The organism is Wohlfahrtiimonas chitiniclastica, assembly GCF_002252325.1.
Lineage (GTDB): Bacteria > Pseudomonadota > Gammaproteobacteria > Cardiobacteriales > Wohlfahrtiimonadaceae > Wohlfahrtiimonas > Wohlfahrtiimonas chitiniclastica.
The window spans coordinates 780,915-804,450 of record NZ_NEFL01000001.1 but is presented as its reverse complement, the minus strand read 5'-3'; the positions used below and the strand labels follow the sequence as shown (position 1 = coordinate 804,450).

Sequence of the window (23,536 nt, the reverse complement as noted above, 5' to 3'; positions counted from 1 at the left end):
AAGTCTCCATATCATCATATGGAGACATGATTAATGTATTTTATTTAATAACTTCTAAGTTAGGTGGATTAGAAGAAATATGATTGTTTTTGATATAACTAGAATTGTTATTAATAATTTTTAGTTTATTTTTTTCTAATAAAAAATCTATATCAAATAGAAATGCTAAGAGATCGTTTACATTTCCAGTGCCGTCAATTTCTTTAACTATCTCATTTAATGAGATGTTATCTTCTTTCAAAAGTGTACTAATTTTAGACAAAGCTAATGACTTATCCATTTCTACACTCATAGGTTCCATAGATCTATAACCTTTTTTTGAAATTTCAGGTGAAATAATCCTTCCATAAACCCATTCTGATACTAATTTGAGATCTTTTAACCTGTAAGCTAAAGCAGCAACAGATACTTTCCAATGTTTTTTCAGATCGATTAAGGTATCAACTGTTACAAAGTTAGGTGTCTTTTGTTTAACACTTTCTCTAGGCATCAAAAAAGCGGAAGCAAATCTATTCATCGCCATCTCATTTTCTCTATGATTATCCCCTTTTGGATATCCATGAATATCTAGCACTAGATGGCCTAGTTCATGTGCGGCATCAAATCTGATTCGTTCTGAGCTTTTTCCAGTATTTAAAAAAATATAAGGCGTTTCTTCATGCCAGGTACAGCAAGCATCCATATCTAATGTTTTAATTTTTAGAGAAAAAACACGTATACCATGCTTTTCTAATAATGCAAGCATATTGCCTATTGGGCGATCAGCTAACCCCCATTCTTGCCTTAAAGCTATAGCAGCTTCTTCAGGCTGATACATAGATAAGTCTGGTAGGTTATGCTGTGGCAAATCAAATTTGCTTTCTAACCATTCGTTGAATTTAATAGCCAGTTCTAAGTTTCTACTGACTTGGCTTTCAAATTTTGCACTCATTTTAGATAAAGCACGAAAACTGATCTTATCAGAGGAAATTTTTGTCAACGTTTCACCAAATAAAAATCTTTCATCGATCTCTAATATTTCAGAGATTTTTTTTATATCATCAGGGATATGTTCTCCTGCTTCATAATAGCGCACTGCTCTAGAGGAAATTCCCAATTGGTCAGCTAATTGTTTTTGAGAATAACCTCTCAGTTCTCTTGCAAAAACTAACCGATCTGGATTGAATTCCATAATACTTCCTTGTCATTCATACATATGAAAAAATATATTTTATAAATTTTCTATCATTAGAGTAGGAGTGTTTTGTTCTTACTCTAATAGAGAATCTGCTTACTTTCGCTTAATAATAAAATCTTCTTCAATAAAATCTTCTTGTTCTGAAATTACAGGATCATGTTTTTTAACACTAAAATTATCTAAATTAATAGAAAAACATTGTCTATCTGAGAGGGATAATATTTGCTGCCCATCTAACTCACTAATCCTTGAGAGTTCTACATGCATAGTTTTGCCATCTTTTGATTTTCTATGTAAGAGTATGAGCAATTCAGTAGAGCCATTAAGTTTTAATTTATCTTGGCCATTATGAATAGCTAGAGATGCTTTTGATATCTTTTGGTTATTAGTTTTAGGGAGATAATTTGGAACATCAGGATTACCTGTATAGTTATTTCCAGTTCTAATCATTAACGCAATGCTTTTGTCAGGACTAATTGAAAATGAACTACATTTTCTATTGTCACTTTTCCAATTATACTCTTCACACAGACGAGTTCTCATATTTGTTACTAAATTAATATATCTAAGAGTACCTTTTGCATTCGGAGGAGAATGTAGATTGCTTAGAGACTCAGTTTGAGTTTCTACGCTATGAATAGTATCTTCAAAGGTGCTACGAACAATTGCAATATTATTTTTAATAGATTGTTCGTGTAAAACCCTGCGTTGTTTCTCTTCCATAAAACCATGATCCTTTAAATGATTGCAATATTTTGACTTCCTATTCTATCACCTCATAATGAGGTGGTCAAAGAGGAAGTAATTAGTTTGGATTATATTTCTAAGTGAGTCTGGATAATGGAAAATTAAAAAAATCAAATAGAACAAGTAAAGCCCCAATTAAGGGGCTTTTATTATCTTCTACTATTATTGTATACGTGAACTCTTTCAATAATAGATTCTTTACTAGTATTGAGCGCCTTGGATAACTCTTCCACTGAGTAAATGTAAGTATTTCCGCTTTTCTTGCCTTTAGGGATAATGCCATCTGCCTCATATTGTTCTAGTGTAGATGGGCGTATTAAAGTACCATTTGTGGATAAGATGTGGCGGACTTGTGTTCTATTAATAACGATCATTTTTTTCTACACCTATTTACTTTGGTTGGTCACACACCATAGAAGTAGCTTGGTCATTGAATCTTCTGCCATGTTTTACAAAATGAATATATTCCGATGCTATATCTTTGGGGTTAATGTGCATTTGATTGATCAATGCTTCAGCTTCAGATGGTGATAAATATGCAGATTCATATTTATATGCTTTTTTATTGACCATCATTGTTGCAGACACTGAAATTTGCTCACCAATAATTGATTTTGAAATGCTGCCAAATTTGGCATTGATCACAGATTTAATTTTAATGAGTTCGCTACGTTGTTGATTACGAATTTTAGCTTTGCATGCCTGCTTAATCTTTAATGTATGCTCCAATAGTAAGCCATCAATTTTTGACAAGGACTTCGTAGTCGTTGCATTTACATGACGTTTTCTCTCTATAGTTTTAGGAGGATTCATTTGTTTTAGCTTTGTACGTTGTGGCACTTTCTTAGCTTTTGGCTGAGCAGTATCATTATTTTTCGATGCTTTTTTGTTGTAATGATACTTAGAGCGTCTTTTGTTATCACATACTTTGCAATGTGATTGAAGGCCGTCTGATTTTGCTTTGTTTTTGTAAAATTCACTACTATGTTTCATGGTGTTACATATTCTACATAGCTTCATCATGTGAGTATTCTCCATCATAAAGTACTAATTTAAAATTTGTATGTTGGTAGATCCTAAAATGGTATGTCATCATCAAACTGATCAAAGGCATCATTCATAACATTTTGCATGTCATATTCATTTAAGCCGTTGGCGGGTTGTGCATTGGAATATGTACGTGAATTGCTGTTATGTTGTTCGCTGCCGTTACCGTTATTTTTACGGTCTAACATTTGTAATGTTCCCGTAATGTTCACAACGACTTCTGTGGTATAGCGGTCTTGACCATTGCGGTCAGTCCATTTACGCGTTTGCAATTGTCCTTCGATGTATACCAAAGATCCTTTGCGTAAATACTGTTGCGCCACTTCTGCTAATCTGCCAAAAATGACAACTCTATGCCATTCAGTTCGTGTTTGCTGTTGATTGGTTTGTCGATCCTTCCAACTCTCAGAGGTTGCAATTGTCATGTTTGCAACGGGATTGCCATTTGGCATGTATTTGAGCTCTGGATCATTTCCTAAATGACCCAATAGAATGACTTTATTGATACCTCTAGCCATTTGTGACCTCTTTGCTTAATTCGTGTAACTCATGTTCAACTCTTTTAATATCTTTAATCAACGCTGCGTATGCTGGTGATCCGACCATGTGCATCATTTTGTTACGGCGTTGATAAAGTTTGTGTCGTAAGATCTCTAATTCTTTAATGGATTTCATTTTTAAGAGCCTCCTCTTCAATATTCACTTTGTTTCTGATCTGATTAAGCGCGTACATAACTTGATCCTTTGTGGATATGCCAATATGAATGGGTGTCATGTTTTTGATGTCATTTTCTAAAATGAATTCAATGGCTTTCTGTACGCTTAAGTGTGTATTCATTGCTCTAGTCATGTGGGTAAACTCGCCATTCTGTCTAGCTGTTTCTATCAGCTGCAATGCTGCAATTTCACAATGATTGCACTCAATGCTTGCGCTGGTATAGTTTCGTGCCGTAATGCCTTCTAGTGTAACTGTGTCAGTAATGTGAAAATGCTTAATGCTTTTGTACATGATTCGATAACCAACATTCTCAACATCGTGATAAGCAGTAACAGGGCTAACCATGTAATCGCCAACCTGATAAACCTTACCAGCCTCAATAGCCACAAAATTATCAATACCAATCGTTTGAAGTCTTTCGCACAAATAAGGCAGGGCATAGAACGTCACATCATGATTAGTTGAGAGCTTTCTAATAGTGCTATTGTTGAAATGATCGCCGTGACAGTGAGTCAATAGCACGTTTGGCTTTACATGATCTTTGATTTTTGAATATGGCAATCCGCAATCGATCATGAGCTTCCCAAAGAGGAAGCAGTTGCCGCTGCTTCCCGTTTCAATCACTTTAAATGTCATTGAAATTAACCTCTTTGGCTTCTGACTCAACTACATTTTCAAAGGCATCATTTTGCGCTTTGATTTGCGGCAGGGTTGATGGTGTACTACTGAAATCAACATCTGTATCAGTATCCCCATAAGCACGCGCAGCTTCACTGCTACCAAAGTCTAACGAGATATTTTTCATTGCTTTTCTGATTGCAGTTTTTCGCCACATTTCATCTTCCCATCGGTTCCATGGTGAATTTGGATATCCGGCAGACTTCGAAACGCTTTTGATCTTGTTGATTTCTTCAACGTTCACAAATTCGGTTTGTTGCACACCGCTTTTGTAAACGACTGTGCAATATGCCCCCTTTTTGGCACCACGATCCACATCAAATGGATCAAAGGTGTGTACAAAGTGACCCAACTCATTGAAGTGATATTGATCATTCTCATACACAACTCGCGCGAAAATCTCACGAATTGGATCAACGCTATATTTACGGGCTAATTTAATTTCACCTCTGTAATCCTTTAATATCGTTAGCTCAATCTGCTGATCAGCGCGTCCTCTGTTTTTAATGAAAGGAACGATGTAGCACTCGCGATTAAGCATATCCAAACCAAGCGCAATAAAGTTATAGACAATTTGAGCGATTCTGACAGGTTCAATTTTCGCAATCTCCAACAATGATGGATTGCGCTCTATGTGAACCAAGGCATTTATTTTTAATAACTCTGCGTTCACACCTTCAGGAAATACGGAAATACTTTTTTTAATCATTCCGCTTAAAACGCCTTTTAATCTCTCTTCACCTTGTACCTCTGGTGTGTTTTGCACTTGATTACTCATATCTAATACCTCTTTCTTCCATGAATTGTTTTAAATCTCTAATCTGTTGTTTTGTTGCAATGATTTTGAATGAAGTCTTATAAAGCTCAGTATCTGCAACGACTTCGGTAGCTTCTTTAGGTTCTTCAATTACTGGTGGTGCTTTTGGTGCTTCTTGCTGAATGACTTCCTTTTCTTTTTCAGCTGCCTCAATCTGATTTTCTCGCTCAATTGCAATGTTTACTGAAGAGATGGCAGCGTTTAAATCTAAGCTCATTTGATATTGAGCTAATACACGCTCTTTGTGCTGTAATGTCTTAATTGTCCCAATATCAGAGCTAATTTGATTGATGCGAGCGCCAATTTGCTCTTTGATTGATTTATCGCTTGCTGATCTGGTGATTTTCAATCCAAGTTGCTCAAACTTCACAAAATCAAATGGATTATTCTCAGAAAAGAACGCTTTTAAGCCATCGATTTTCTCGTTTAAAATGCCTGACTCAACTGTTGTGATCTTGCTCTTCAATTGGTCGTCAGCATTTTTGAAGTTAATAGTGATGAATGATTTATATTGCGCTTCAAAATCTTCATACGGCTTCAAAACAGTGTCTTTGATAAACTTGCGACGATCTTCAAAGTCTTTGAATTGATTATTTAATGCCGCCCTTATTGATTTCAAAACAGATAGATTAGCCTCTGTTGCTTCGATGCTATCAATGCCAATGCTAGCAATTTTTTCTTTAACTAATTCACCAATACATTCAAGCTTTGAGTACTCAATAATTGGCTTCTGCGCAATTGTGGGCAAGTTTTGACTTAATGCTTCATTCATAACTAATCCCCTAATAAAGCTTCTAAATCTTCGATAACATCGCCAAGGGTGTCAGCGATCGTTGTTAAATATGTTTTCGCACAGTTGTCAGTTGCTTGTTCTGCCATCTCTTTACGCTCTCTTTGTGTGGCTTTATACGTTTCAATCATGATTAGTACCCCAATGCCTTCAGAATTGAACGCTCAGTTCTAAAAACTTTGTAGAGCGTATCCGTTGATTGATAGACCTCTTTGCCATTAATAACTTTGTAGATATCAAATGTTGTTGTTTTACCGTCGTTGGTGATGTTTTTGATTTTGATCATGATATTTCCTTGATTACTCATAAAGTTTTTTACACTCTGAGCAAAGGCATCTTTCTATGTAGCCTTCCTCGTCAATCTCGGCTCTGTACTCTGGTACATCTGCGCCACACTCAACGCATTGTGGGATGTCATAGTACGGGTCACCATAATTCGGATGTATTTCAAAATTCATTGCTTCACCTCACAATTTTTTGCGTATCCATTGCGAAACCACCAAATTCCATCTGAGAAACCAGTTACCATTTCTGGGGCAACATGCTTGCCATTGCAGATCAGTAGTTTTTTGCCTGTTTGGATGTCCTTTAATAGGGCATCATCAAAGGCAAAGTGAAAAGCTATGGCAGTAAGGGCTGGAATTATTAGGTACTTCATAATTCACCTCGTTGTTTCTTATTACAAGATAAATTATTACTTATGTAACATTATGTGTCAATACTTATGTAACAATTTAATATAATTATTTTGAGTTTTAGTGCGTTTATGTAACAAAAATAATTACTTATGAGGTGGTTTTTTTATAGAGTAATTGTTATTTTATGTATTTCGGGTAATAAAAAACCACCCGAAGGTGGCCTGATTTAGCTCGCAGTCTTTATTTTTCATTGATTGCCGTGGAGATTTTGAAAGACTCTAGTGCTTTCTGATAAACATCTTTATCCAAGCCCTTTTTTACTTGCCCTGAAAGATACTTTGGAAGCTTGGATGTGATATATGTACTTTCAAACCAATTCCTAAACATTCCAAGCGCTTCGTTAGGGTAGCAATACGCCATTTGTGGATTGCTTTTAGATTGAGGGTAATACAATGGGTATTCATGAGAATATCTTTTTCTCACACCATACTGACTGTCCATATCATTATCCAACCAAAACCTACCCCATGCTTGACCTACAGATATATCTGGAACGACCTTATCGCTTATCATAATTCCATTTCTTATCATGGGAACAATCATCGAAGCGATTTCATTAAATATACTAAAATATCCGTGTTCAACTGCATTTAGAGTCAAATCAACCCTATCATGAAAGTGTTTCCAGCTATTAATTATGCTCTGCTCTGGGTTATATCCAGTTGCACTATAAACAAGCTGAGCCAGCCCGAGCTTTGCAAGATTTCTATAGGCTTTTAAAGCCTGGGGTTTTGGATCGCTTGATTCAAAAGCATAATATTCCAGTATGGCCATACATACAGGTTCGGTATATGCATTCACTTCATGCCCATGGTATTCTGCTTTAACAAATAAGGTGTCAACCTCCCGTCCGGACATCTTTAGCAGTTGATCAATAGCCTTACCCCTAGGCTTTAGTCTTTGCGCGCCCCAGTCAAAACTTATTTCTCGCAAAGTCTTTCTATCTATACCACACATTCTTGCTAGTCCATTTTCAGAAAGATACGGTATGCCGCTTTCCAGCACACCCATTTCAATATCATCATACTCTATTTGAGTTTCAACATGGAGAAGTTCAAGTTGGTAGGGTGTGGGTGAATCGCCATTTTTTGAGTCTAACATATTGTTATTTATTGATTCTTGGTTGTGGGTATGGTTATTCTTATTAGACAAAATTTCCTCCTAATTTATTTGAAATAATATATATAATTAGCGACTCAGTGGGCGCAGCGATGGCGTGGGATTACATATCCACCCACTTACCAATAACTACGCCACAAATGGTTGCATTACCATTTACTTTGATGATCTTATCAGGCCAGTTTGGATTTAGTGGTTGTAGATATTTTTCACCATTTTCAATAATTAATTGTTTGAAGGTCGCGGTAATATCATCATCTAAACGAACAACAACGCAAGATTTATTCTCTGCTGATTTTTCAGGATCAACAAAAATAATATCACCATCTTCAAAGCTAGGTTTGCCATTCGGATTATACATACTGATACCAGATACACGTAATGCGTATGTGTTTTTACTATGACCTACAGGACATGGCAACCAACGAATAGCATCATCTGGTAATAGTGATTCTATATTGCACCAACTTCCAGCAGCGACCCAAGATATAACAGGGATCATACCTTTTATATCTGGAGCCTCAGATAATGAGGAGTCTAGTTTCGGTGTAGCTGTCACATCTTTGACATTTTCACCTTTGAGCCATTCAGCTGAGACATCTAGTGCATTGGCGATCTCAACTAAAAACTTAGAGCTTTCATTACGACCGTTTTCTAAGAATGTAATAGTCGACGTGGAAACCCCTGCCTTTTCTGCTAGGGCTTCTCTAGAATATCTTTTTGCTTTTCTAGCTTGGTATAAACGATCTTTTAACATAATAAATCTCCTTGTATTAATATGTAATTTAGTTACTTTTGTAACACAAGGCAATATACAAAAGTAACGAATAATATTACATAAGTATTGACAAAATTAATTACATAAGTAACAATTTCACTGTTTTAAATATGTGTGAGATTGCATATGAGCGACATGATAGATTTGATTATTAAAAAGGCTGGTGGAGCCACAGAGTTGGCTAAAAAACTAGACATTACTCGACCAGCAGTACTTCATTGGAAAGCTAGGGGATATAAAGTTCCACCTATAAAACACGCTTTCAAAATTGAAAATATTACAGGCATTCCAAAAGAAGAAATTTGGACTGATTATTTCAATTCAAAACCACAGAACATTACCAATGATGGTTTAGAGGGGTGATTTCTAATGGCTACGAATTTAGATTACATCTGGTTGCATCTATTCAACGGTAACAGATTAAGTGATCGCCAAGCAATGGTTCAATTTGCTTATGGCGCATTTCGTTCTCGCGTATCTGAAAAACGTTATGAATATCACATTCAAGACGAGTTTGTAACGATTCATCCACAGGGTTCTGTTGTTCGATACAAGGAATACTGGATCTGTCCGAAATTCTTGCGTACTAAGCAAGCTCAACGTATCAGAGAAGAGTTAATGAAAAAAACTCATGGGAGAAGATCATGAGACTAATTTCTTATATCAATAATCAAAAATGGATTGAGGGGTAGTCCATATGAGCATGATGTTAATGGTCAAGGCAATGCAAATAAAAGTTGGTAATCCATTACGGAAGTTAGTTCTTTTAAAGCTTGCCGATAACGCGAGTGACACTGGTGAGTGTTGGCCAAGCCATCAAAATATTGCTGATCAATGTGAAATTAGCAAAAGATCTGTGATTAATCATATCGACGCATTGGTCGAAATGGGTCTTTTGCGTGTTGAAAATCGCATTAAAAACAATGAGAAGCAATCAAATATCTATTACTTAACTTTGGATGGTCATCCACTGGCTGAGGAACCAAAAAAGGGTAGTGCAGGAGATTCACTACCTAGTGCAACAGATGCACTACCTAGTGCAGGAGCTGCACTACCTAGTGCAGGAGCTGCACAAGGGGGTAGTGCAGGAGCTGCACATAGAACCAGTCACTCTTTTGAACCTATTAGTAGTGGTAGTAGTAATAACCTACCAGAAAATGCTCATCAGCAAATCATCGACAAATGGAACGCTTCTGGCTTTGTTCAAATCAAAGCTATTGTTTCAGGCAGTCAACGCGAAAAGTTATTAAAAGCTCGCATTAAAGAATTTTCACTTGAGCAAGTTCTCGAGGCGATTGATATCGCCAATCAATCAGAATTTTTAAAAGGCGGTGGATCTAAGGGCTGGGTAATGGATTTCACTTGGTTTTTACGTCCAAACAATTTCATCAAAGTTTATGAAAACAAATATGCCAATCGTCCAGTAGCAGAAGGAGTTAATCATGCAACCCATTCAAGCAATCCAAACCGTAAATTGTCAGCCGTTGAACGAGTACGAATTGCAAATGAGAGAGCAAGAGCGCAAAGAGCAGCGCAGAATTCAGGCGCTCGAGCAAATCTGGGAGTTTATGAGCCAAATGTACGGTGAGCTTTGGACTAACTCATTTGGTGAGATTGCTAGCGAAAATATGGCATGGAAAGCAGGATTATCAGGTTTAACGGCTAAACAGGTGATGATGGGATTAGAAAAAGTGGCACAAAGTGGCAAAACATTTCCGCCAACGTTACCCGAGTTTTTAGCGTACTGCAAAGATGAACGTTTTGATTTTGATGTGATGTATCAAACGTGTGTTTATTGGTCATCGGAATCCGCATTGAAGCAATTGGGGCTCAAACGAAGTAGAGAAGCATTATTCATCATGAGCATGATTGGTGGTGAGATCCAAAGCGCTACACAAGCTAAGGCTGAAATGCTTGTGCGAAAAGGCATTGCTGCACTAGAGAAGCATTTGAATGCTGGTGGTCAATTGCCAGAATTTGCTGTTGAGATTGAACACAAGCCGTTGCCAAAGCAGGGCTTTAGCTTAACTGAATTTATGCGCATTGCAGCAAATACCCCAATAACGAATTAATAATTGATTTTGAAAAACGTATGTAGAGGCAAAAATGATAGAGGTAACAAGCTTACAGCAATTATCAGACATCAAAGATGCAATCATCATATTCACAAACGATTCTGATAGTTCGGATGTATTGAAAGATAAATTGGACGGTATAGATGGGGTCTTTAATGTCGATATAACGCACGAAATAGGCTCAAAATTAAAAGAAATCTATGGCGTTGGACATATCCCAAGCGCCGTGTTTTATAAGGCTGGAAAAGCGTCAAATTTGTTTAACGGTGTCGCAGCAATTATGAGGAGAGTACATGGCTAGATTTTACGTGAAAAACAATGCGATTTTGCAACGTGTGATTGCTTATATTCGCGATATTCAGTCTAAGGATGGTGTTCCTATGGTTAATATTTCAAATCGCAAAGAAGATCGCAGTCATGCGCAAAATCGCTTAATGCATAAGTGGTTTAAGGATATTCATAATATGACACAAGCTGGCATTGAATATGAAGCAGGGCGTTGTAAATACGCATACTTCTTGCCCATTATGGCCACTAGCGATAATGAAGATGCCGTTGAAGCTTATGAATTGATCAAGGAAATAGAGAAGTTACGTGGGTATGAATACACGTGTAAAGCACTTGGTCAAAGTCTTTTGCCTTCTAGTCGACTTTTAAGTACTAAAGAATTTGCCCAAGCTTTAACTGAGATGCAACAAGGGGAATGGGAACATTGTTTAACTGATCCAAGCTTATACGGGTTGAATTTAAGAGATGGATTATAAGCGGTGAGGAAGATGGATGACTAAAGAAGAAAAAAGACATTTAGCAAAAGTCGCCGCTTTAGGTTGTATTGTCTGCCGTAATGAAGGTTTTGGAAGAACAGCAGCAGAAATTCATCATGTCAGAAACGGACAGGGAATGTCGCAAAGAGCCAGTAACTTTGAAGTGATTCCATTATGCCATGCTCACCATCGAACAGGTGGGCATGGCATTGCTTTTCATGCGGGCAAACAGGCTTTTGAAAGTAAATATGGTACTGAGCGTGAATTGTTAGCACAGGTCAACCAATTGCTTAATCAGGGATAACTCAAGATGAAAGTAATGATTGGAATTGATGTGGGTAAAAAAACAGGTTTTGCTTTATCACTGGGTGGCAAGTTGTCAGAGGTTAAGTCATATAGGTTTTGGGATGCGGTGATGGCTGTAAAGAGCTTGTTTGAACGTTATAAGCAAGATAATCAAATTGACTTCAAAGTTTATGTGGAAGATCCAAGATTGCGTACATGGTTTGGTTCAGATGAGAAGAAAGTGCAAGCCGCTCGTATGGGTGTCGGCAGTGTTAAACGAGATGCTGAATTGTGGGAAGAGTTTTTGCAGCGTGAGCAAATTCCCTATGAATTGATCGCACCTAAATATAACCGCACAAAATTATCACACGAACAATTTATTAGGTTTACAGGTTGGACTAATAGAACAAATGAACATGGCCGTGATGCCGCAATGCTAATTTATGGGAGACAATAAGTGATTGAGCATGGAGTGATTAAAAAAGGTGGAGAAGTTGTTGGGTATCGCACGCCAAAGAGTGAATTATTTATTGAACAGCAACGTCAAAAGGTTGAAGAAAGAAAATCTAATAGAGAAATGTTAAAGCTTGCTGATCATGCTTTGGAGGCATGGGCAAGGTGGCGATTAACGAGTATAGGCTATGGAAATTCTCCATTAGCTGGTCAGGATATGCCAAAAATGCCAACAGGATCTATGCCGCCGATTGGGTGTAGAGAAGCACCAGAAATAGTATTGAAGACAATTAAAGTTATGAGAGCTATGTTTGATGGGGCAGCAGCGGATAAAAGATATGCGAGATTCTTATACGAGGTATATATGGGCAGGCAGAACAATGAAACTATTCAGCAAGTAATTGAGAGATTACAACTCAATATCAGTACACGATCTTCAAAACGTGCAATTCTAAGATTTGCAACACTATTTTCTCGGTAAATAAAAACCCCCTGATATGGGGGCTTTTTACCTCTGTTTATATTAAACAGAAATCATATTGATTGCAGTAATTATAAATATAGCGAAAGGAAAAATAATTGCAAATATTGTTTACATTATATTTTTTTGATTGGTGTATATGGGCTCACTTGACACAGGCAGCAAAAATTTCCTAATATTTAAAGCTGATGCTATCTCTACTAAGCATAAATAAATCTTTGCAGTTTTATAAGAAGCCTCTTCAATAGATATTGGAGAGGCTTTTTTCATGACTAGGTTTTATAACTTTTTGCAAATTGGCACTTTTATGTTAATATAACACCATGGTCAAAAATTGTACCTATCAGATTTTGATCGAAATAAATTCTTAGAAAGATCGCCGCGGCGGTCTTTTTTTATGTCAGCTATATTTTATGACTATCTGCCATAGCAGGAAATGTGATTAAGGGATGGCGTTATTAATAGTATTGGTATCATAAAGAATGATACACCCAAGGCTTATTGGGCTAGAGTCTTTACTGTCATAAGATGAGATGATGGTATATTTTTCAATAGCGTCCTTATATAGACTTTCAATGTGGGCATAAGTCTCGTTTTTAAAATTTATAGAAGATTGTATTTTTTTAGATTCATTCATGATGTTCGTGTTTATATCCGAATATTTTATGCTGTTACTTAAACAGCCATGAAAGCCCCAAAGACTCATTTTATATTGGCTGTCATTTAGGTCTTTAGAAGATGCCTTAGTGTTTTTATGGGCAGGGGATATGAAAAAATTATTCATTTGTTCATAGTAAATGTAGCTATCAAAAGAGTTAATAAGTAATTGATAATCTTTACTATGATAGATGGACAGACAGATGTTGATTTTCTCGATATCATTAACTGTATTAGGATATTTAGCAACAGTTTTGTTTATATATGGATATATCTTGTCTCTGTATATATCGCGTATATCTTCACTGTTAGTATAGAGTCCTTGATTAAAAAAATATGATTTTGATTTGCTAAATAATAATTTAAGGTCTTTATCTTCTACCAATGAGGATATACAGCCTGAAAGCCCTTCTTTCTTTAAAAATGTTCTGGCATATTCTTTAAACTCTAATTCCTTATCATCATAAGATAGGTTGGTTTCAGAACAAGCAAAATTAATGGTAGAAAGAATCAAAATAATAGCTTTTGTATTCATGGCGTTAATCCTAATATTACACGTAGGTAATTTTTACATTTTCAGTGAGATTTTATTAAAATTTAAATGAATATTAGGCAAGTTTGATACTAGTGCCTATGTTAACTAATATTGATGTTTGATTTGGAATTATTAATTAGCCCCATAATCGGGGCTTTTTATTAGGTTATTTTCGCATATATTCGATTGCTGCTTTAGCGAGAAAATTTGAGCGGTTATCATGAGTTTTTGCAACATACACATCCACTTGCCTAAGTATATTTTTAGACCAGCTAACATTAAATCGTTCAGGCTTTAAGGTGTATTGCGATATATCAATATCTACAGATACAAGAAAGCCATCTTGATAATCAGGATTGGTTCTTAACTCATCTAAAGTTGGATTGAGTACAACAGGCTCTAAACCATCTTCAAGTAAACCTTCCAAATGAAACAAAATGGCTTCTTTAGAATTAGCTACAGCCTCTTCTAATGTATCGCCAGCAGAAAAACAACCTTCTAATGCTGGCACAGTTACACCGTACGCACTGTCGTTGTCTTTGTGTACTACTAAATGAAATAACATTTTACATTCTCCATTATGTGAGATTTGAATAGCCTGAAAAGGCGGGTTATAAGCCCGCTTGTTTCAGTATTGATTTGACTGTTCCTTTCGGTAGGTCTTTTTTAGGATGAGGAATTGTTACTCTTCCTGTTTTGGTTGGATGTTTGAATTGATTGTGTGAACCTTTTGTTGCTACTAAGTACCACCCATCTTCTTCAATCATCTTAATCAAGTCTTTGCTATTCATTTTCTCCTCTGCCTCTAAATCATGTGTGTATTATTACACACTAAGATATTATTTTCAACATTTACACACACAAAGTATTATGAATTTTAAATTAAGCAATAAATCAAAAAGCAAGCTCATTGGCGTTCATCCTGATTTGGTTGCAGTAGTAAATCGGGCGATTGAATTAACAACTCAAGACTTTACGGTATTTGAAGGTGTTCGCACGATTACACAACAAAAGTTGAACTATCAGAAAGGTACATCAACCACATTGCATGGTTCACGTCATTTAATAGGCAAAGATGGCTATGCTCATGCTGTTGATTTGGTGCCGTACATCAATGGCCAATTAAAATGGGATTGGGAGGCTTGTTACAAGATCGCTGAAGCAGTAAAGCAAGCATCGAGTGAATTGAATATCCCAATTCGTTGGGGTGGTGTATGGAATCAAAACCTAGCAAACATCACAGGCACAACGAAGCAAGCACAACAAAAATATGTTGATACACGCATGAAGAATGGCCAAAGAGCTTTTGCAGATGGTCCACATTTTGAGTTGCCAGTATCAGTCAAATATCCACAGTTTTAAATTGATATGTAATATTACTAATCAGGGTTACGCGGTAGCTATATCTTATATTTTTGTTATATTAGAAAATCGAATAACAAAATAAGGACATATCTATGACAATTCTTAATTTAACGGCTGCTGCCCAATATGACGATTGGAAAGGGGAAGTAGCACTTGATAATGCTGATACAAATAGTATTTATAATTTTGTAAAGAATAGTGAACAATGGAATGATGGTGATTTGTTGTTTGGCTATGAATTATTTATGCATCCTACAGGGTCATCTGCTGATGGGAACGTAGCTGTTGGTTTCTATGTAGGTCCAGATACAAGCAATATTAGAAAGATAACCATAGAGATAGATATTATGGATTTTTTACGGTTATTCAAGAGAATAAGTATTGTTGCTGAGAGCCGTTATAAAAAATAGGCTATATCAGCTTTATTTTTGAGGCGCATATTAATATGCGCTTTTTTATTATTTAAAAGTTATTGCAATCAATGAGTTAGATTGTTATGAAAGTAAATGAACTATTCACAAATGACAATGGGCGATTGAGTACGACAAATACTATTCAGATGATGAGTGCGATTACGTTATGTGGTGGATTCTTTGCTGCAATGTTTTTTGATTTGCATGTACCAAGTGAACTTGCATTTATTATTGCCAGCATGGCGACCTTAACAGCTACATCAAAAGGATTAGTGACGATGCGCAAGGATAAAGATCATGAAAAAGATTAAAAATATATTCATTGCTGCATTAGGGGTGATTATTGCTTTTCTTTATATTGTTTTGCAATCGAAGAACCGTAAGATTCAGCAACAGGATCTAGAGATTAAACAGCATAAAAGTAAGAATGAAGAGCTCACATTCATTAACAATAAAGAGCAAGAAAGTAAAAATGATCAAGACAAAATTAATATTACTTCTGAGCATGACATTGACAGCATGCTCGAGCAAAGTAAGGCATATCGAGATTGATTACGCGGCGATTAATTGTGCGGGGTGGGAACGCGGCTCTATCAGTCGCAAAGATCAATTAACATTGGAAACAAAAAGATGGATTCTATCGCACATTATTAAATACGATAGAGATTGTAAACGTCCTACGGCCTAGATAAGGAAGCCGCTAATGGATAATAAAGTCAATTTTGAAACATGGTTACATAACAAAACAACTGTTGTTGCTGGCTTTCTAGGCAGTGCATTGTTGAGCTTTGCCATTTGGGTATTTAGCCAAGTTTACGGGCAAAGTGTTAAACATCTTGAAAGCATTGATAATAAGTTTGACATGCTGACCAAAGATATTATTGCGATCAAGCTTCAAGACAGTGCGAACACAATCACAATTAATATGCTTAAAAATGATGTGCTCGATCTCAAGACCGTGAATAAAGAAGTGCTGGGGCGTCTTGGATCACTTGAGAAGTCTAGCGTACAGCACGAGCAACAACTAAGGCAGTTAAGTAAATAAGGATTAATTATGGCGGCTGAAAATAAAGTTGGTCGTCCAACTAAGTACAAGCATGAGTATTGTGAGCTCGCTTTTAATTATTGTTTGTTAGGTGCAACAGATGCAGATTTAGCACGCTTCTTTAATGTTGATGAATCAACCATCAACAGATGGAAACTTGAGCATGAAGAATTTTGCGAGTCCGTAAAAAAAGGGAAGCTAGATGCCGATGCGTTGGTTGCTAAATCTCTTTTTCAAAGAGCCATTGGATATCAGTATATAGAGACCAAGAATGAAATGTCTGAACAAGGCATGAAAAAGACTGTAACGACAAAAGAAGCAATGCCAGATACGACGGCGCAGATATTTTGGCTCAAGAATAGACAGCCAAACAAATGGCGAGATAAGCCTGTTGCGGTTAGTGAAGAGTTAGATGCCACACCCGTTAAAATTGTTGTAAATGTTCAAGATGCAAGAAAGCAAGACGATAAGCCCGAAACTTAATGTGCCACAAGCCAAGTTTATTGCGTTAGATAAAAAGTTTAAAGCATTTGTCGCTGGCTTTGGTAGTGGTAAAACGTGGGTAGGTTGCGCAGGCATTGCAAAGCATATGTGGGAATACCCGAAAATTAATGCGGGTTATTTCGCGCCAACATTCCCTCAAATTAGAGACATCTTTTATCAAACGATGGAGGAAGTCGCATTTCATTGGGGTTTATCTGTAGATATTAAAACATCGGACAAGGAGCTTCATTTTTATAATGGGGCTACCTATCGCGGTGTTTGTATATGTCGATCAATGGATAATCCATCTTCAATTGTTGGATTTAAAATTGGCCATGCGATGGTTGATGAAATCGACATTTTGAAACAAGATAAAGCCACTTTAGCGTGGCGTAAGATCATCGCACGTATGAGATATAAAGTGGAAGGTTTGCGCAATGGTATTGATGTCACAACGACACCTGAAGGCTTCAATTTTGTATATGAGCAATTTGTTAAGTCTGTGCGAGAGAATCCAAAGCTAGAGGCATTATATGGCTTGGTGCAAGCCAGTACATATGACAATGAAAAGAATCTACCTGATGGATATATAGAATCGCTTTATGAGTCATATCCAAGACAGCTAATCGAAGCTTATTTAAATGGCCGCTTTGTCAATCTAACGAGTGGCACGATTTATAGCAATTTTGACCGTAAATTAAATCATTCTGATGCAGAGTTAAAATCAGGTGAGCCATTGCATATTGGTATGGACTTTAACGTTTTACAAATGGCTGCGGTTGTATATGTGATACGTGATGGAAATCCAATAGCGATTGATGAATTAACAGAAGTCAGAGATACACCAACGATGGCGTATTTGCTTAAAGAGCGTTATCCCAATCGCGCCATTCGAATTTATCCTGATGCTAGTGGCCATAACACTAGTTCTAAAAATGCCAGTGACTCTGATCTAAGCATTTTAAAAGAAGCGGGTTTTACTTTAGTGGTTGATACGACGAACCCAAGGGTCAAAGACAGAATTATGGCGATGCAAGCAATGTTATTGAATGGTGAAGGTAAGCGCCGCCTGTTAGTGAATACACATCGATGCCCAAAATTTACAGAAGGATTAGAGCAGCAAGTCTATGACAAGCATGGAGAGCCTGATAAAAGCTCAGGTGTGGATCATGTGAATGATGCAGGTACATATCCGATCATCAAATTATTTCCTATTGTTAAACGTCAATTAAGACACTCTTCAATGCCATTCTAGGGGTAGTAATGAAAATAGATAGCATTTCCAATGAAATGAAAGAGTTTCATGAGAAAATTAAGCCGATTCAGGCTTTATTGGGCGGTACTGAAGCAATGAGAGCCGCTAAGCAAACATATTTGCCAAAGTTCAAGTCTGAAACGGCGCAAGATTATAATGCGAGATTGGCTGTCGCAACATTGACACCATATTTTGAAGATACGATTAAGTCTATGGCGGGGCGTGTTTTCCACAAGCAATTTGCATTAGATGATGTTCATGATGAGGTGCGCGAATTTGTAGAAGACTTTAATGGCTCTGGCAAAAGTATGAGTGGCATCTTTGAATCAGTCTTTTTTGAGTCATTGGGATATTCTAGATCGTATGTAGTCATTGATTACACATTGACAGAACAAGCGAAAACACGTGAAGAAGAGAAGAATTTAAATGCGCGTCCATATGCGTTTAAAGTTAGTCCTGATCAAGTGTTAGATATTCGCAAATCTAATGGCGGTATTGTGTTATTTAAGTACATTCATACTGTGATTGATGAAGAACAGACCAATGATTTTGAGATTAAGTATCAGGATGAAATTGTTCTCATGACACCAGCACGCACTAGATTTTATAGAAAGCTTTCTGGTAATGATTGGACATTGGTTAAAGATGTCGAGATTAGAGTGGGCAATAAAGCTTATGACCATGTATTTGTAGAAGAACTGAAACTTGCTAAGAAACCACCGCTTTCTAACTTAGCAGAGTTGAATATTAAACATTGGCAATCACAATCAGAGCAAGACAATATTCTCAGTAAAGCAAGAATGCCCATTTTGAAAATGATGGGTGTTGATCAGCCAGCTTCCGAGGATGAACTCATTATTGCAGGCGCACTATTTTTACCATTGGGTGGCGATGCTAGTTACATTGAGCATTCAGGTGCGGCGATTAAAGCGGGGCAAGAAGCATTGAATAAGCTAGAAGAGCAAATGGCTGTTGCAGGTTCAAAATTGCTCATGCGAACTAAGATGGCATTGACTGATAGCCAAACTAAGAATGAAAGTAAAAAAGAGGTCAGTGAGTTGATGTTATATAGCTTAAAGCTCAATGATTTTATGAATCATGTCTTAGATAAATTTGGATTGTGGCTAGGTTTAGACGATGCAGGTTCGATAGATATCACGGATAATTTACAGAAAACGATTGAATCAGAAATATCTATTAGCGAGCTCATTCAGTCTGTGAATCATGCAATTATCTCTAAGAAGTCAGTCTTTGAAGCAATGGTGGCGTGGAATGCCATTACAGATAATCGTACCTTTGAAGAAGAACAAGAACAGATTGCATTAGAACAAATTAGTGAAATCGCCGCTCCAATGGCTTAATGATTATGAAAGAGTTTAGTTATTCAGAGCTCACAATGATGTTGTGTGAGTTTAATATCAATATTTTTCGTTATGATGCTTATGTTCGTTCAGTCGTTTTTAAGCATTTAGATCAGGTTCAAAAAGATCTCATTGCTCGTATTATGATTGATGATCTAGAGTCTATCTCTAAACGAGATATTCAACGATTAGTCAGAGATATTAAAACGATCATTACGGATGAATATGAACGTATTCTTGTGTATTTATCCGAAACGAATCAGCAATTTTATATTGCGTCTCATCATATTGAAGCGCAAATATACAATACATGGTTAGGTGCGAAAGTCTTTAGTTATTTGCCTAACTATAAATTAGATGCCATTCGATATGCGCCTTTGTTTGAAGGTAGAGATATCAAAGATTGGTGGATCAAACAGTCTGAAGATCTAAAATTCAAGGTGGAATCAATCATTAGAAATGGCAATGTATTGGCTGAAACGCCGCAAGCCATATCTAAACAGATTCGTGATCAAATCAATATTGTAAAACGCCATGCTGATTCGATTGTGAGAACTGCGAATGCGGCGATTGCTAATGATGCTTTAGAACGTCTCATTGACCACAATACAGATTTAATCTCTGCTAAGCAGCATATCAGTACATTAGATGGTAATACGAGCGATGTGTGTAAGGCGCGAGATCTAAAAAAATGGACAGTAGACAATCGTCCAATTGGCCATAAGATGCCATTTAGAAAGCCGCCATTACATTTTAGATGTCGTTCTATTATTCGGCTTTTATTACAAGATCAAGTGGTATCGACAAGAGCTTCACAATTTGGGCAGGTGAATGAGCAAATAGATTATTCATCATGGCTAAAAACTCAAACTCAAGAGTATCAAATATCAGTACTGGGGGAACAAAAAGCAAAATGGTTTAGAGAAGGGAAATTGACGATTGGAATGATGCTTGATCAGAATGATCGACCTTTAACGATCAAGCAGTTAAAAAAGATATATAACTTATAGTTATACAAGCTCACGAAAGTGGGCTTTTTTATTAGATAAATTTTATTAACAGAGCGAGATGCTCCATTGATGCGAGAAGCAAATTATGTGGAAAACAGATGAAAACGGCAATTTAGTTGTAGTGGATGGTAATCCTGTGGTGATCACAGCAGATGGTAAAGAAGAGCCTTTCTCTTTGGAATCAAATAAACAATACATCGAAAGTTTAAAAGCTGAAGCAATCAGTCATCGCCAAAAGGGTAATGGTTATAAAGAGCAGTTAAAAGCCTTCGAGGGTATTGATCCTAACAAAGCGCGTGAAGCTCTTGAGAAAGTGAAGGCATTTAGTGAAAAAGATCTAATTGATGTAGGGAAGGTTGAAGAAATCAAAGCAGAGATGAAGCGAGTACATGATGCTCAGTTGAATGAAGCGATTTCTAAAGCTGAACAGTATAAGCAACAGATGCAGTCATATATCATTGGGCAAAAGTTTAGTGAGTCACAATTTATTGCTGACAAACTGAATATTCCATCAGATATGGCACGCGAATTCTTTGGTAAGCACTTTACCGTTGATGAACGCAATAATGTCATTGCATTACATGATCCTTCAAACCTTGACAGTATTGTGTATTCAGAAGCCAATGCAGGTGAACCAGCCTCTTTTGATGAGGCATTAGCAAAGTTTATTAATGCGTATCAATACAAAGATAAGATCCTAAAAAGTAACGGTAATCAGGGCTCTAATACATCAAATACGGGTAAAGCTCCAAATGGTATGAAACGTTCAGATATGACGCCTTTAGAGCGAGCAAAATACATTCAAGAACACGGATCTGAAAATTATTTAAAACTTCAAAAATAAGGGTAATTTATGGCAACAACAGTCAACAAAGATATGATTATCTATAATGAAACAGCACAGACCTCATTCTTAGAGCGACGTCAAGATAATATTGATGTCTTTAACAACTCTTCGAATGGTGCAATTATCTTAGAAAATGAGATCATTCAAGGTGATTTTTCACAGTCTGCTTTTTATACGGTGGGCGGTGAAATGAAGCATCGTGATGTGAACTCAACCGATAAAGTCACCGCCAATAAAATTGGAATGAGTGAGCAAGTGGGTGTGAAAGTGCCATATAAGTATGGTCCTTATGCCTCTACAGAAGAAGCATTTAAGCGCCGCGCTCGTAGTCCTGAAGAGTTCGCCTATCTCATTGGCCAAGATTTAGCGGATGCAACAAGTGCGGGGCATTTAGAATATGCTTTAGGTGCATTAACAGGGGCGATTCTCAGCAATTCTGATATGAATGTTAATGGCAATATTGCCGTTGATGGTCGTAAAGCATTAACGCGAGCCATGCGAACTTTTGGTGATAAATTTTCGCGTGTCGCTTTGTGGGTTATGAACTCAGATACCTACTTTGACATCATTGATGATGCTTTAACGAATCAAATTTATTCCGAAAGTGGGGTAGTGATTTACGGTGGTGTACCTGGAACACTTGGTAAACCAGTTTTAGTCACGGACACGATTGATCCCAAATTGTCATTTGGTTTACAACGTGGTGCAGTACGAATTCGTGAGTCACAATTACCAAGTTTTCGCCTATATGACATTAATGATGAAGAGAATATGGCAATGGGTGCGCGTGCTGAAGGTGCATTTAATATTGATATTCTTGGTTATTCATACAATAAAACAAAAGGCGAAAATCCAAACCTTGAAAAACTCAAAGCAGCGGCAAGTTGGAAGAAATATGTGGCCAGCAATAAATTAACAGCGGGTGTACTCATTAATCTCAGTAAGGATGAAAAAAGTAAACCTGATGGTATCGGTGGTTAAGCATATTAACTAAGGCGGCGATTGTGCCGCCTTTTTCTTGAGAAGTAAAAATGGAATATGTCACAACACAGTATGCGGATGCTTATCACTCAAAACGTATGACAGCTGAACGATGGAATATGTATTCAGAAGATGAAAAAGCTAAACGTTTAGTTTCATCCATTGATTTTATCGAGGCAAATTTTCGTTTTCAGCATGAAATATGGGAACAAGTAGAAATACCCGAGCAACTCAAAAAAGCAATTTGTGAAGTTGCAGTATCCGATGAATTGATCATTGCACGATCACGAACACAAAACAGCATTAAAATTGATGTGATTCAAGTAGAGTACAAAATTGACTCGTCCGCATATCAGATTGAATTTGATCGTATTAAAATTATGCTGAAAGGCTTATTGATGCCTGAACAACGTTTATTCATGAGAGTATCACGATGAATTATCAGGAAATTCAAAATATTGTTAATGAGTTATTACCCGAGTTTGGTATTGAATGTACAGCGACAATTAGAATTGCGGGTAAATATGATCCTAAGACAGGGCTGTCAGGCACTGAAAAGACCACGAATGGACAAGCAATCATCACAAATATTGATATGAGATATAGTGGGCAAAATAATTTGATAGAAGTTGGGGATCAGTGGTTATTAGCAACAGCATCGCTAGATCTACAAGTGGGATCAGTTGTTCATATTGATGGCAAAAAATATCAAGTGATTGCCCCTAATCCAATTAAGATGGCCAAACATACAATTTTATATAAAGCACATGTTAGAAAAGTTTAAGCCCTATTTTCATAGGGCTTTATATTGTTCTGCCTCTCGGCAGTACCTGGGTTCAGTGTATAAGTTTTATGCCTATAGGCAATGAGATTATGCGTATACCAACTTCAGTTGGTGAAATTATTCTACTAATCGTAAAAATAAAATCAAGATCACAATATTGATTCTAATCAATA

Annotated in this window: 37 protein-coding genes; 22 read left to right on the top strand and 15 right to left on the bottom strand. The window is 36.8% G+C overall.

The features are described 5' to 3' along the window. Positions 1 to 40 precede the first annotated feature (40 nt). From B9T10_RS03815 to B9T10_RS03765, 12 genes are all read right to left on the bottom strand, one after another. The gene (locus tag B9T10_RS03815; RefSeq protein ID WP_094492381.1) at positions 41 to 1,171 is read right to left on the bottom strand and encodes an XRE family transcriptional regulator; all 1,131 of its coding nucleotides are present in this window, start codon (positions 1,169 to 1,171) and stop codon (positions 41 to 43) included. A gap of 99 nt (positions 1,172 to 1,270) precedes the next feature. Then, positions 1,271 to 1,900: a hypothetical protein gene (locus tag B9T10_RS03810; protein ID WP_094492382.1), complete on the bottom strand. Its 630-nt coding sequence runs from the start codon at positions 1,898 to 1,900 to the stop codon at positions 1,271 to 1,273. Positions 1,901 to 2,314: 414 nt separating this feature from the next. Beyond that, entirely contained in the window at positions 2,315 to 2,917 is a 603-nt protein-coding gene (locus B9T10_RS03800) for a hypothetical protein (protein ID WP_148138867.1), read from the bottom strand. An 83-nt stretch (positions 2,918 to 3,000) separates the two neighbouring features. After that, entirely contained in the window at positions 3,001 to 3,489 is a 489-nt protein-coding gene (ssb, locus tag B9T10_RS03795; protein WP_094537886.1) for a single-stranded DNA-binding protein, read from the bottom strand. A 143-nt stretch (positions 3,490 to 3,632) separates the two neighbouring features. Continuing rightward, positions 3,633 to 4,325 carry an MBL fold metallo-hydrolase gene (locus B9T10_RS03790; protein WP_094537884.1) on the bottom strand — a complete coding sequence of 231 codons (693 nt, stop codon included), beginning with the start codon at positions 4,323 to 4,325 and terminating at the stop codon, positions 3,633 to 3,635. Further along, positions 4,315 to 5,145 (bottom strand): RecT family recombinase, encoded by an 831-nt coding sequence (locus B9T10_RS03785; protein ID WP_094537882.1) that lies wholly within the window; start codon positions 5,143 to 5,145, stop codon positions 4,315 to 4,317. Before B9T10_RS03785 ends, B9T10_RS03790 begins: the two co-directional genes overlap by 11 nt. Next, a complete protein-coding gene (locus B9T10_RS03780; RefSeq protein ID WP_094537880.1) occupies positions 5,138 to 5,956 on the bottom strand; it encodes a DUF1351 domain-containing protein in 819 nt (272 codons plus the stop codon). Before B9T10_RS03780 ends, B9T10_RS03785 begins: the two co-directional genes overlap by 8 nt. A 2-nt stretch (positions 5,957 to 5,958) precedes the next feature. Then, positions 5,959 to 6,105 (bottom strand): hypothetical protein, encoded by a 147-nt coding sequence (locus B9T10_RS10180; protein WP_179220628.1) that lies wholly within the window; start codon positions 6,103 to 6,105, stop codon positions 5,959 to 5,961. A gap of 2 nt (positions 6,106 to 6,107) precedes the next feature. After that, positions 6,108 to 6,260, bottom strand: coding sequence for a hypothetical protein (locus B9T10_RS10175; protein WP_158520518.1), 153 nt, complete (start codon positions 6,258 to 6,260; stop codon positions 6,108 to 6,110). A 168-nt stretch (positions 6,261 to 6,428) separates the two neighbouring features. After that, positions 6,429 to 6,632: a hypothetical protein gene (locus tag B9T10_RS03775; protein WP_063454798.1), complete on the bottom strand. Its 204-nt coding sequence runs from the start codon at positions 6,630 to 6,632 to the stop codon at positions 6,429 to 6,431. A 220-nt stretch (positions 6,633 to 6,852) separates the two neighbouring features. Then, complete coding sequence (locus B9T10_RS03770; protein ID WP_094537878.1) at positions 6,853 to 7,824, bottom strand: BstA C-terminal domain-containing protein; 972 nt, start codon at positions 7,822 to 7,824, stop codon at positions 6,853 to 6,855. Between the two features lie 70 nt (positions 7,825 to 7,894). Then, positions 7,895 to 8,548 (bottom strand): LexA family protein, encoded by a 654-nt coding sequence (locus B9T10_RS03765; protein WP_094489604.1) that lies wholly within the window; start codon positions 8,546 to 8,548, stop codon positions 7,895 to 7,897. Between the two features lie 147 nt (positions 8,549 to 8,695). Between B9T10_RS03765 and B9T10_RS03760 the strand changes: the two genes are divergently transcribed. From B9T10_RS03760 to B9T10_RS03720, 9 genes are read left to right on the top strand one after another with little or no spacing between them, the layout of a single operon-like run. Beyond that, a complete protein-coding gene (locus B9T10_RS03760) occupies positions 8,696 to 8,932 on the top strand; it encodes a transcriptional regulator (protein WP_094489603.1) in 237 nt (78 codons plus the stop codon). Between the two features lie 6 nt (positions 8,933 to 8,938). After that, on the top strand, positions 8,939 to 9,217 hold the full coding sequence (locus B9T10_RS03755; protein ID WP_094489602.1) for a hypothetical protein: 279 nt from the start codon (positions 8,939 to 8,941) through the stop codon (positions 9,215 to 9,217). 49 nt (positions 9,218 to 9,266) lie between these two features. Continuing rightward, positions 9,267 to 10,157, top strand: coding sequence for a helix-turn-helix domain-containing protein (locus B9T10_RS03750; RefSeq protein ID WP_094537876.1), 891 nt, complete (start codon positions 9,267 to 9,269; stop codon positions 10,155 to 10,157). Continuing rightward, positions 10,138 to 10,641, top strand: a complete 504-nt coding sequence (locus B9T10_RS03745) for a hypothetical protein (RefSeq protein ID WP_179220627.1) — start codon at positions 10,138 to 10,140, stop codon at positions 10,639 to 10,641. Before B9T10_RS03750 ends, B9T10_RS03745 begins: the two co-directional genes overlap by 20 nt. A 34-nt stretch (positions 10,642 to 10,675) precedes the next feature. Next, positions 10,676 to 10,945 (top strand): hypothetical protein, encoded by a 270-nt coding sequence (locus B9T10_RS03740; protein WP_094494166.1) that lies wholly within the window; start codon positions 10,676 to 10,678, stop codon positions 10,943 to 10,945. Continuing rightward, a complete protein-coding gene (locus tag B9T10_RS03735; RefSeq protein ID WP_094491033.1) occupies positions 10,938 to 11,408 on the top strand; it encodes a NinB/YbcN family protein in 471 nt (156 codons plus the stop codon). The genes B9T10_RS03740 and B9T10_RS03735 overlap by 8 nt, the downstream gene beginning before the upstream one ends. 16 nt (positions 11,409 to 11,424) lie before the next feature. Further along, positions 11,425 to 11,712 (top strand): Ref family recombination enhancement nuclease, encoded by a 288-nt coding sequence (locus tag B9T10_RS03730; RefSeq protein ID WP_094537873.1) that lies wholly within the window; start codon positions 11,425 to 11,427, stop codon positions 11,710 to 11,712. A 6-nt stretch (positions 11,713 to 11,718) separates the two neighbouring features. Beyond that, the gene (locus B9T10_RS03725; protein WP_094537871.1) at positions 11,719 to 12,150 is read left to right on the top strand and encodes a hypothetical protein; all 432 of its coding nucleotides are present in this window, start codon (positions 11,719 to 11,721) and stop codon (positions 12,148 to 12,150) included. Then, positions 12,151 to 12,627 (top strand): hypothetical protein, encoded by a 477-nt coding sequence (locus B9T10_RS03720; RefSeq protein WP_063454838.1) that lies wholly within the window; start codon positions 12,151 to 12,153, stop codon positions 12,625 to 12,627. A 442-nt stretch (positions 12,628 to 13,069) separates the two neighbouring features. Here B9T10_RS03720 and B9T10_RS03715 read toward each other — a convergent pair whose 3' ends face one another. The 3 genes from B9T10_RS03715 to B9T10_RS03705 form a co-directional block, all read right to left on the bottom strand. Beyond that, the gene (locus tag B9T10_RS03715) at positions 13,070 to 13,819 is read right to left on the bottom strand and encodes a hypothetical protein (RefSeq protein WP_094537869.1); all 750 of its coding nucleotides are present in this window, start codon (positions 13,817 to 13,819) and stop codon (positions 13,070 to 13,072) included. 166 nt (positions 13,820 to 13,985) lie between these two features. Beyond that, positions 13,986 to 14,384 carry a type II toxin-antitoxin system HicB family antitoxin gene (locus B9T10_RS03710; protein ID WP_094537867.1) on the bottom strand — a complete coding sequence of 133 codons (399 nt, stop codon included), beginning with the start codon at positions 14,382 to 14,384 and terminating at the stop codon, positions 13,986 to 13,988. Between the two features lie 46 nt (positions 14,385 to 14,430). Continuing rightward, positions 14,431 to 14,610 (bottom strand): type II toxin-antitoxin system HicA family toxin, encoded by a 180-nt coding sequence (locus B9T10_RS03705; protein WP_063454832.1) that lies wholly within the window; start codon positions 14,608 to 14,610, stop codon positions 14,431 to 14,433. 79 nt (positions 14,611 to 14,689) lie between these two features. Between B9T10_RS03705 and B9T10_RS03700 the strand changes: the two genes are divergently transcribed. The 13 genes from B9T10_RS03700 to B9T10_RS03640 all read left to right on the top strand — a co-directional run bounded on the left by B9T10_RS03700 (position 14,690) and on the right by B9T10_RS03640 (position 23,363). Further along, on the top strand, positions 14,690 to 15,181 hold the full coding sequence (locus B9T10_RS03700; RefSeq protein WP_094537865.1) for a M15 family metallopeptidase: 492 nt from the start codon (positions 14,690 to 14,692) through the stop codon (positions 15,179 to 15,181). 95 nt (positions 15,182 to 15,276) lie between these two features. Continuing rightward, entirely contained in the window at positions 15,277 to 15,594 is a 318-nt protein-coding gene (locus tag B9T10_RS03695) for a hypothetical protein (RefSeq protein ID WP_094492992.1), read from the top strand. Between the two features lie 86 nt (positions 15,595 to 15,680). Next, positions 15,681 to 15,908: a DUF2644 domain-containing protein gene (locus B9T10_RS03690; protein ID WP_094537862.1), complete on the top strand. Its 228-nt coding sequence runs from the start codon at positions 15,681 to 15,683 to the stop codon at positions 15,906 to 15,908. After that, positions 15,895 to 16,149, top strand: a complete 255-nt coding sequence (locus B9T10_RS03685) for a hypothetical protein (protein ID WP_094537860.1) — start codon at positions 15,895 to 15,897, stop codon at positions 16,147 to 16,149. The genes B9T10_RS03690 and B9T10_RS03685 overlap by 14 nt, the downstream gene beginning before the upstream one ends. 151 nt (positions 16,150 to 16,300) lie before the next feature. Then, positions 16,301 to 16,642, top strand: a complete 342-nt coding sequence (locus tag B9T10_RS03680) for a hypothetical protein (RefSeq protein WP_094537858.1) — start codon at positions 16,301 to 16,303, stop codon at positions 16,640 to 16,642. A gap of 9 nt (positions 16,643 to 16,651) precedes the next feature. Next, on the top strand, positions 16,652 to 17,125 hold the full coding sequence (locus B9T10_RS03675; protein ID WP_094537855.1) for a hypothetical protein: 474 nt from the start codon (positions 16,652 to 16,654) through the stop codon (positions 17,123 to 17,125). Next, on the top strand, positions 17,091 to 18,380 hold the full coding sequence (locus B9T10_RS03670; protein WP_094537854.1) for a terminase large subunit domain-containing protein: 1,290 nt from the start codon (positions 17,091 to 17,093) through the stop codon (positions 18,378 to 18,380). Before B9T10_RS03675 ends, B9T10_RS03670 begins: the two co-directional genes overlap by 35 nt. Before the next feature lie 8 nt (positions 18,381 to 18,388). Then, positions 18,389 to 19,741 (top strand): DUF4055 domain-containing protein, encoded by a 1,353-nt coding sequence (locus B9T10_RS03665; protein ID WP_094537851.1) that lies wholly within the window; start codon positions 18,389 to 18,391, stop codon positions 19,739 to 19,741. Positions 19,742 to 19,746: 5 nt separating this feature from the next. Next, positions 19,747 to 20,751: a phage minor head protein gene (locus tag B9T10_RS03660; RefSeq protein ID WP_179220626.1), complete on the top strand. Its 1,005-nt coding sequence runs from the start codon at positions 19,747 to 19,749 to the stop codon at positions 20,749 to 20,751. A gap of 85 nt (positions 20,752 to 20,836) precedes the next feature. Further along, positions 20,837 to 21,595, top strand: a complete 759-nt coding sequence (locus B9T10_RS03655) for a DUF6651 domain-containing protein (protein ID WP_094537846.1) — start codon at positions 20,837 to 20,839, stop codon at positions 21,593 to 21,595. A 9-nt stretch (positions 21,596 to 21,604) separates the two neighbouring features. Then, positions 21,605 to 22,579: a major capsid protein gene (locus B9T10_RS03650; protein ID WP_094491050.1), complete on the top strand. Its 975-nt coding sequence runs from the start codon at positions 21,605 to 21,607 to the stop codon at positions 22,577 to 22,579. A gap of 50 nt (positions 22,580 to 22,629) precedes the next feature. Further along, the gene (locus B9T10_RS03645) at positions 22,630 to 23,016 is read left to right on the top strand and encodes a DnaT-like ssDNA-binding protein (protein ID WP_094537078.1); all 387 of its coding nucleotides are present in this window, start codon (positions 22,630 to 22,632) and stop codon (positions 23,014 to 23,016) included. Then, complete coding sequence (locus B9T10_RS03640; RefSeq protein WP_094537845.1) at positions 23,013 to 23,363, top strand: hypothetical protein; 351 nt, start codon at positions 23,013 to 23,015, stop codon at positions 23,361 to 23,363. Before B9T10_RS03645 ends, B9T10_RS03640 begins: the two co-directional genes overlap by 4 nt. Positions 23,364 to 23,536: the final 173 nt, after the last annotated feature.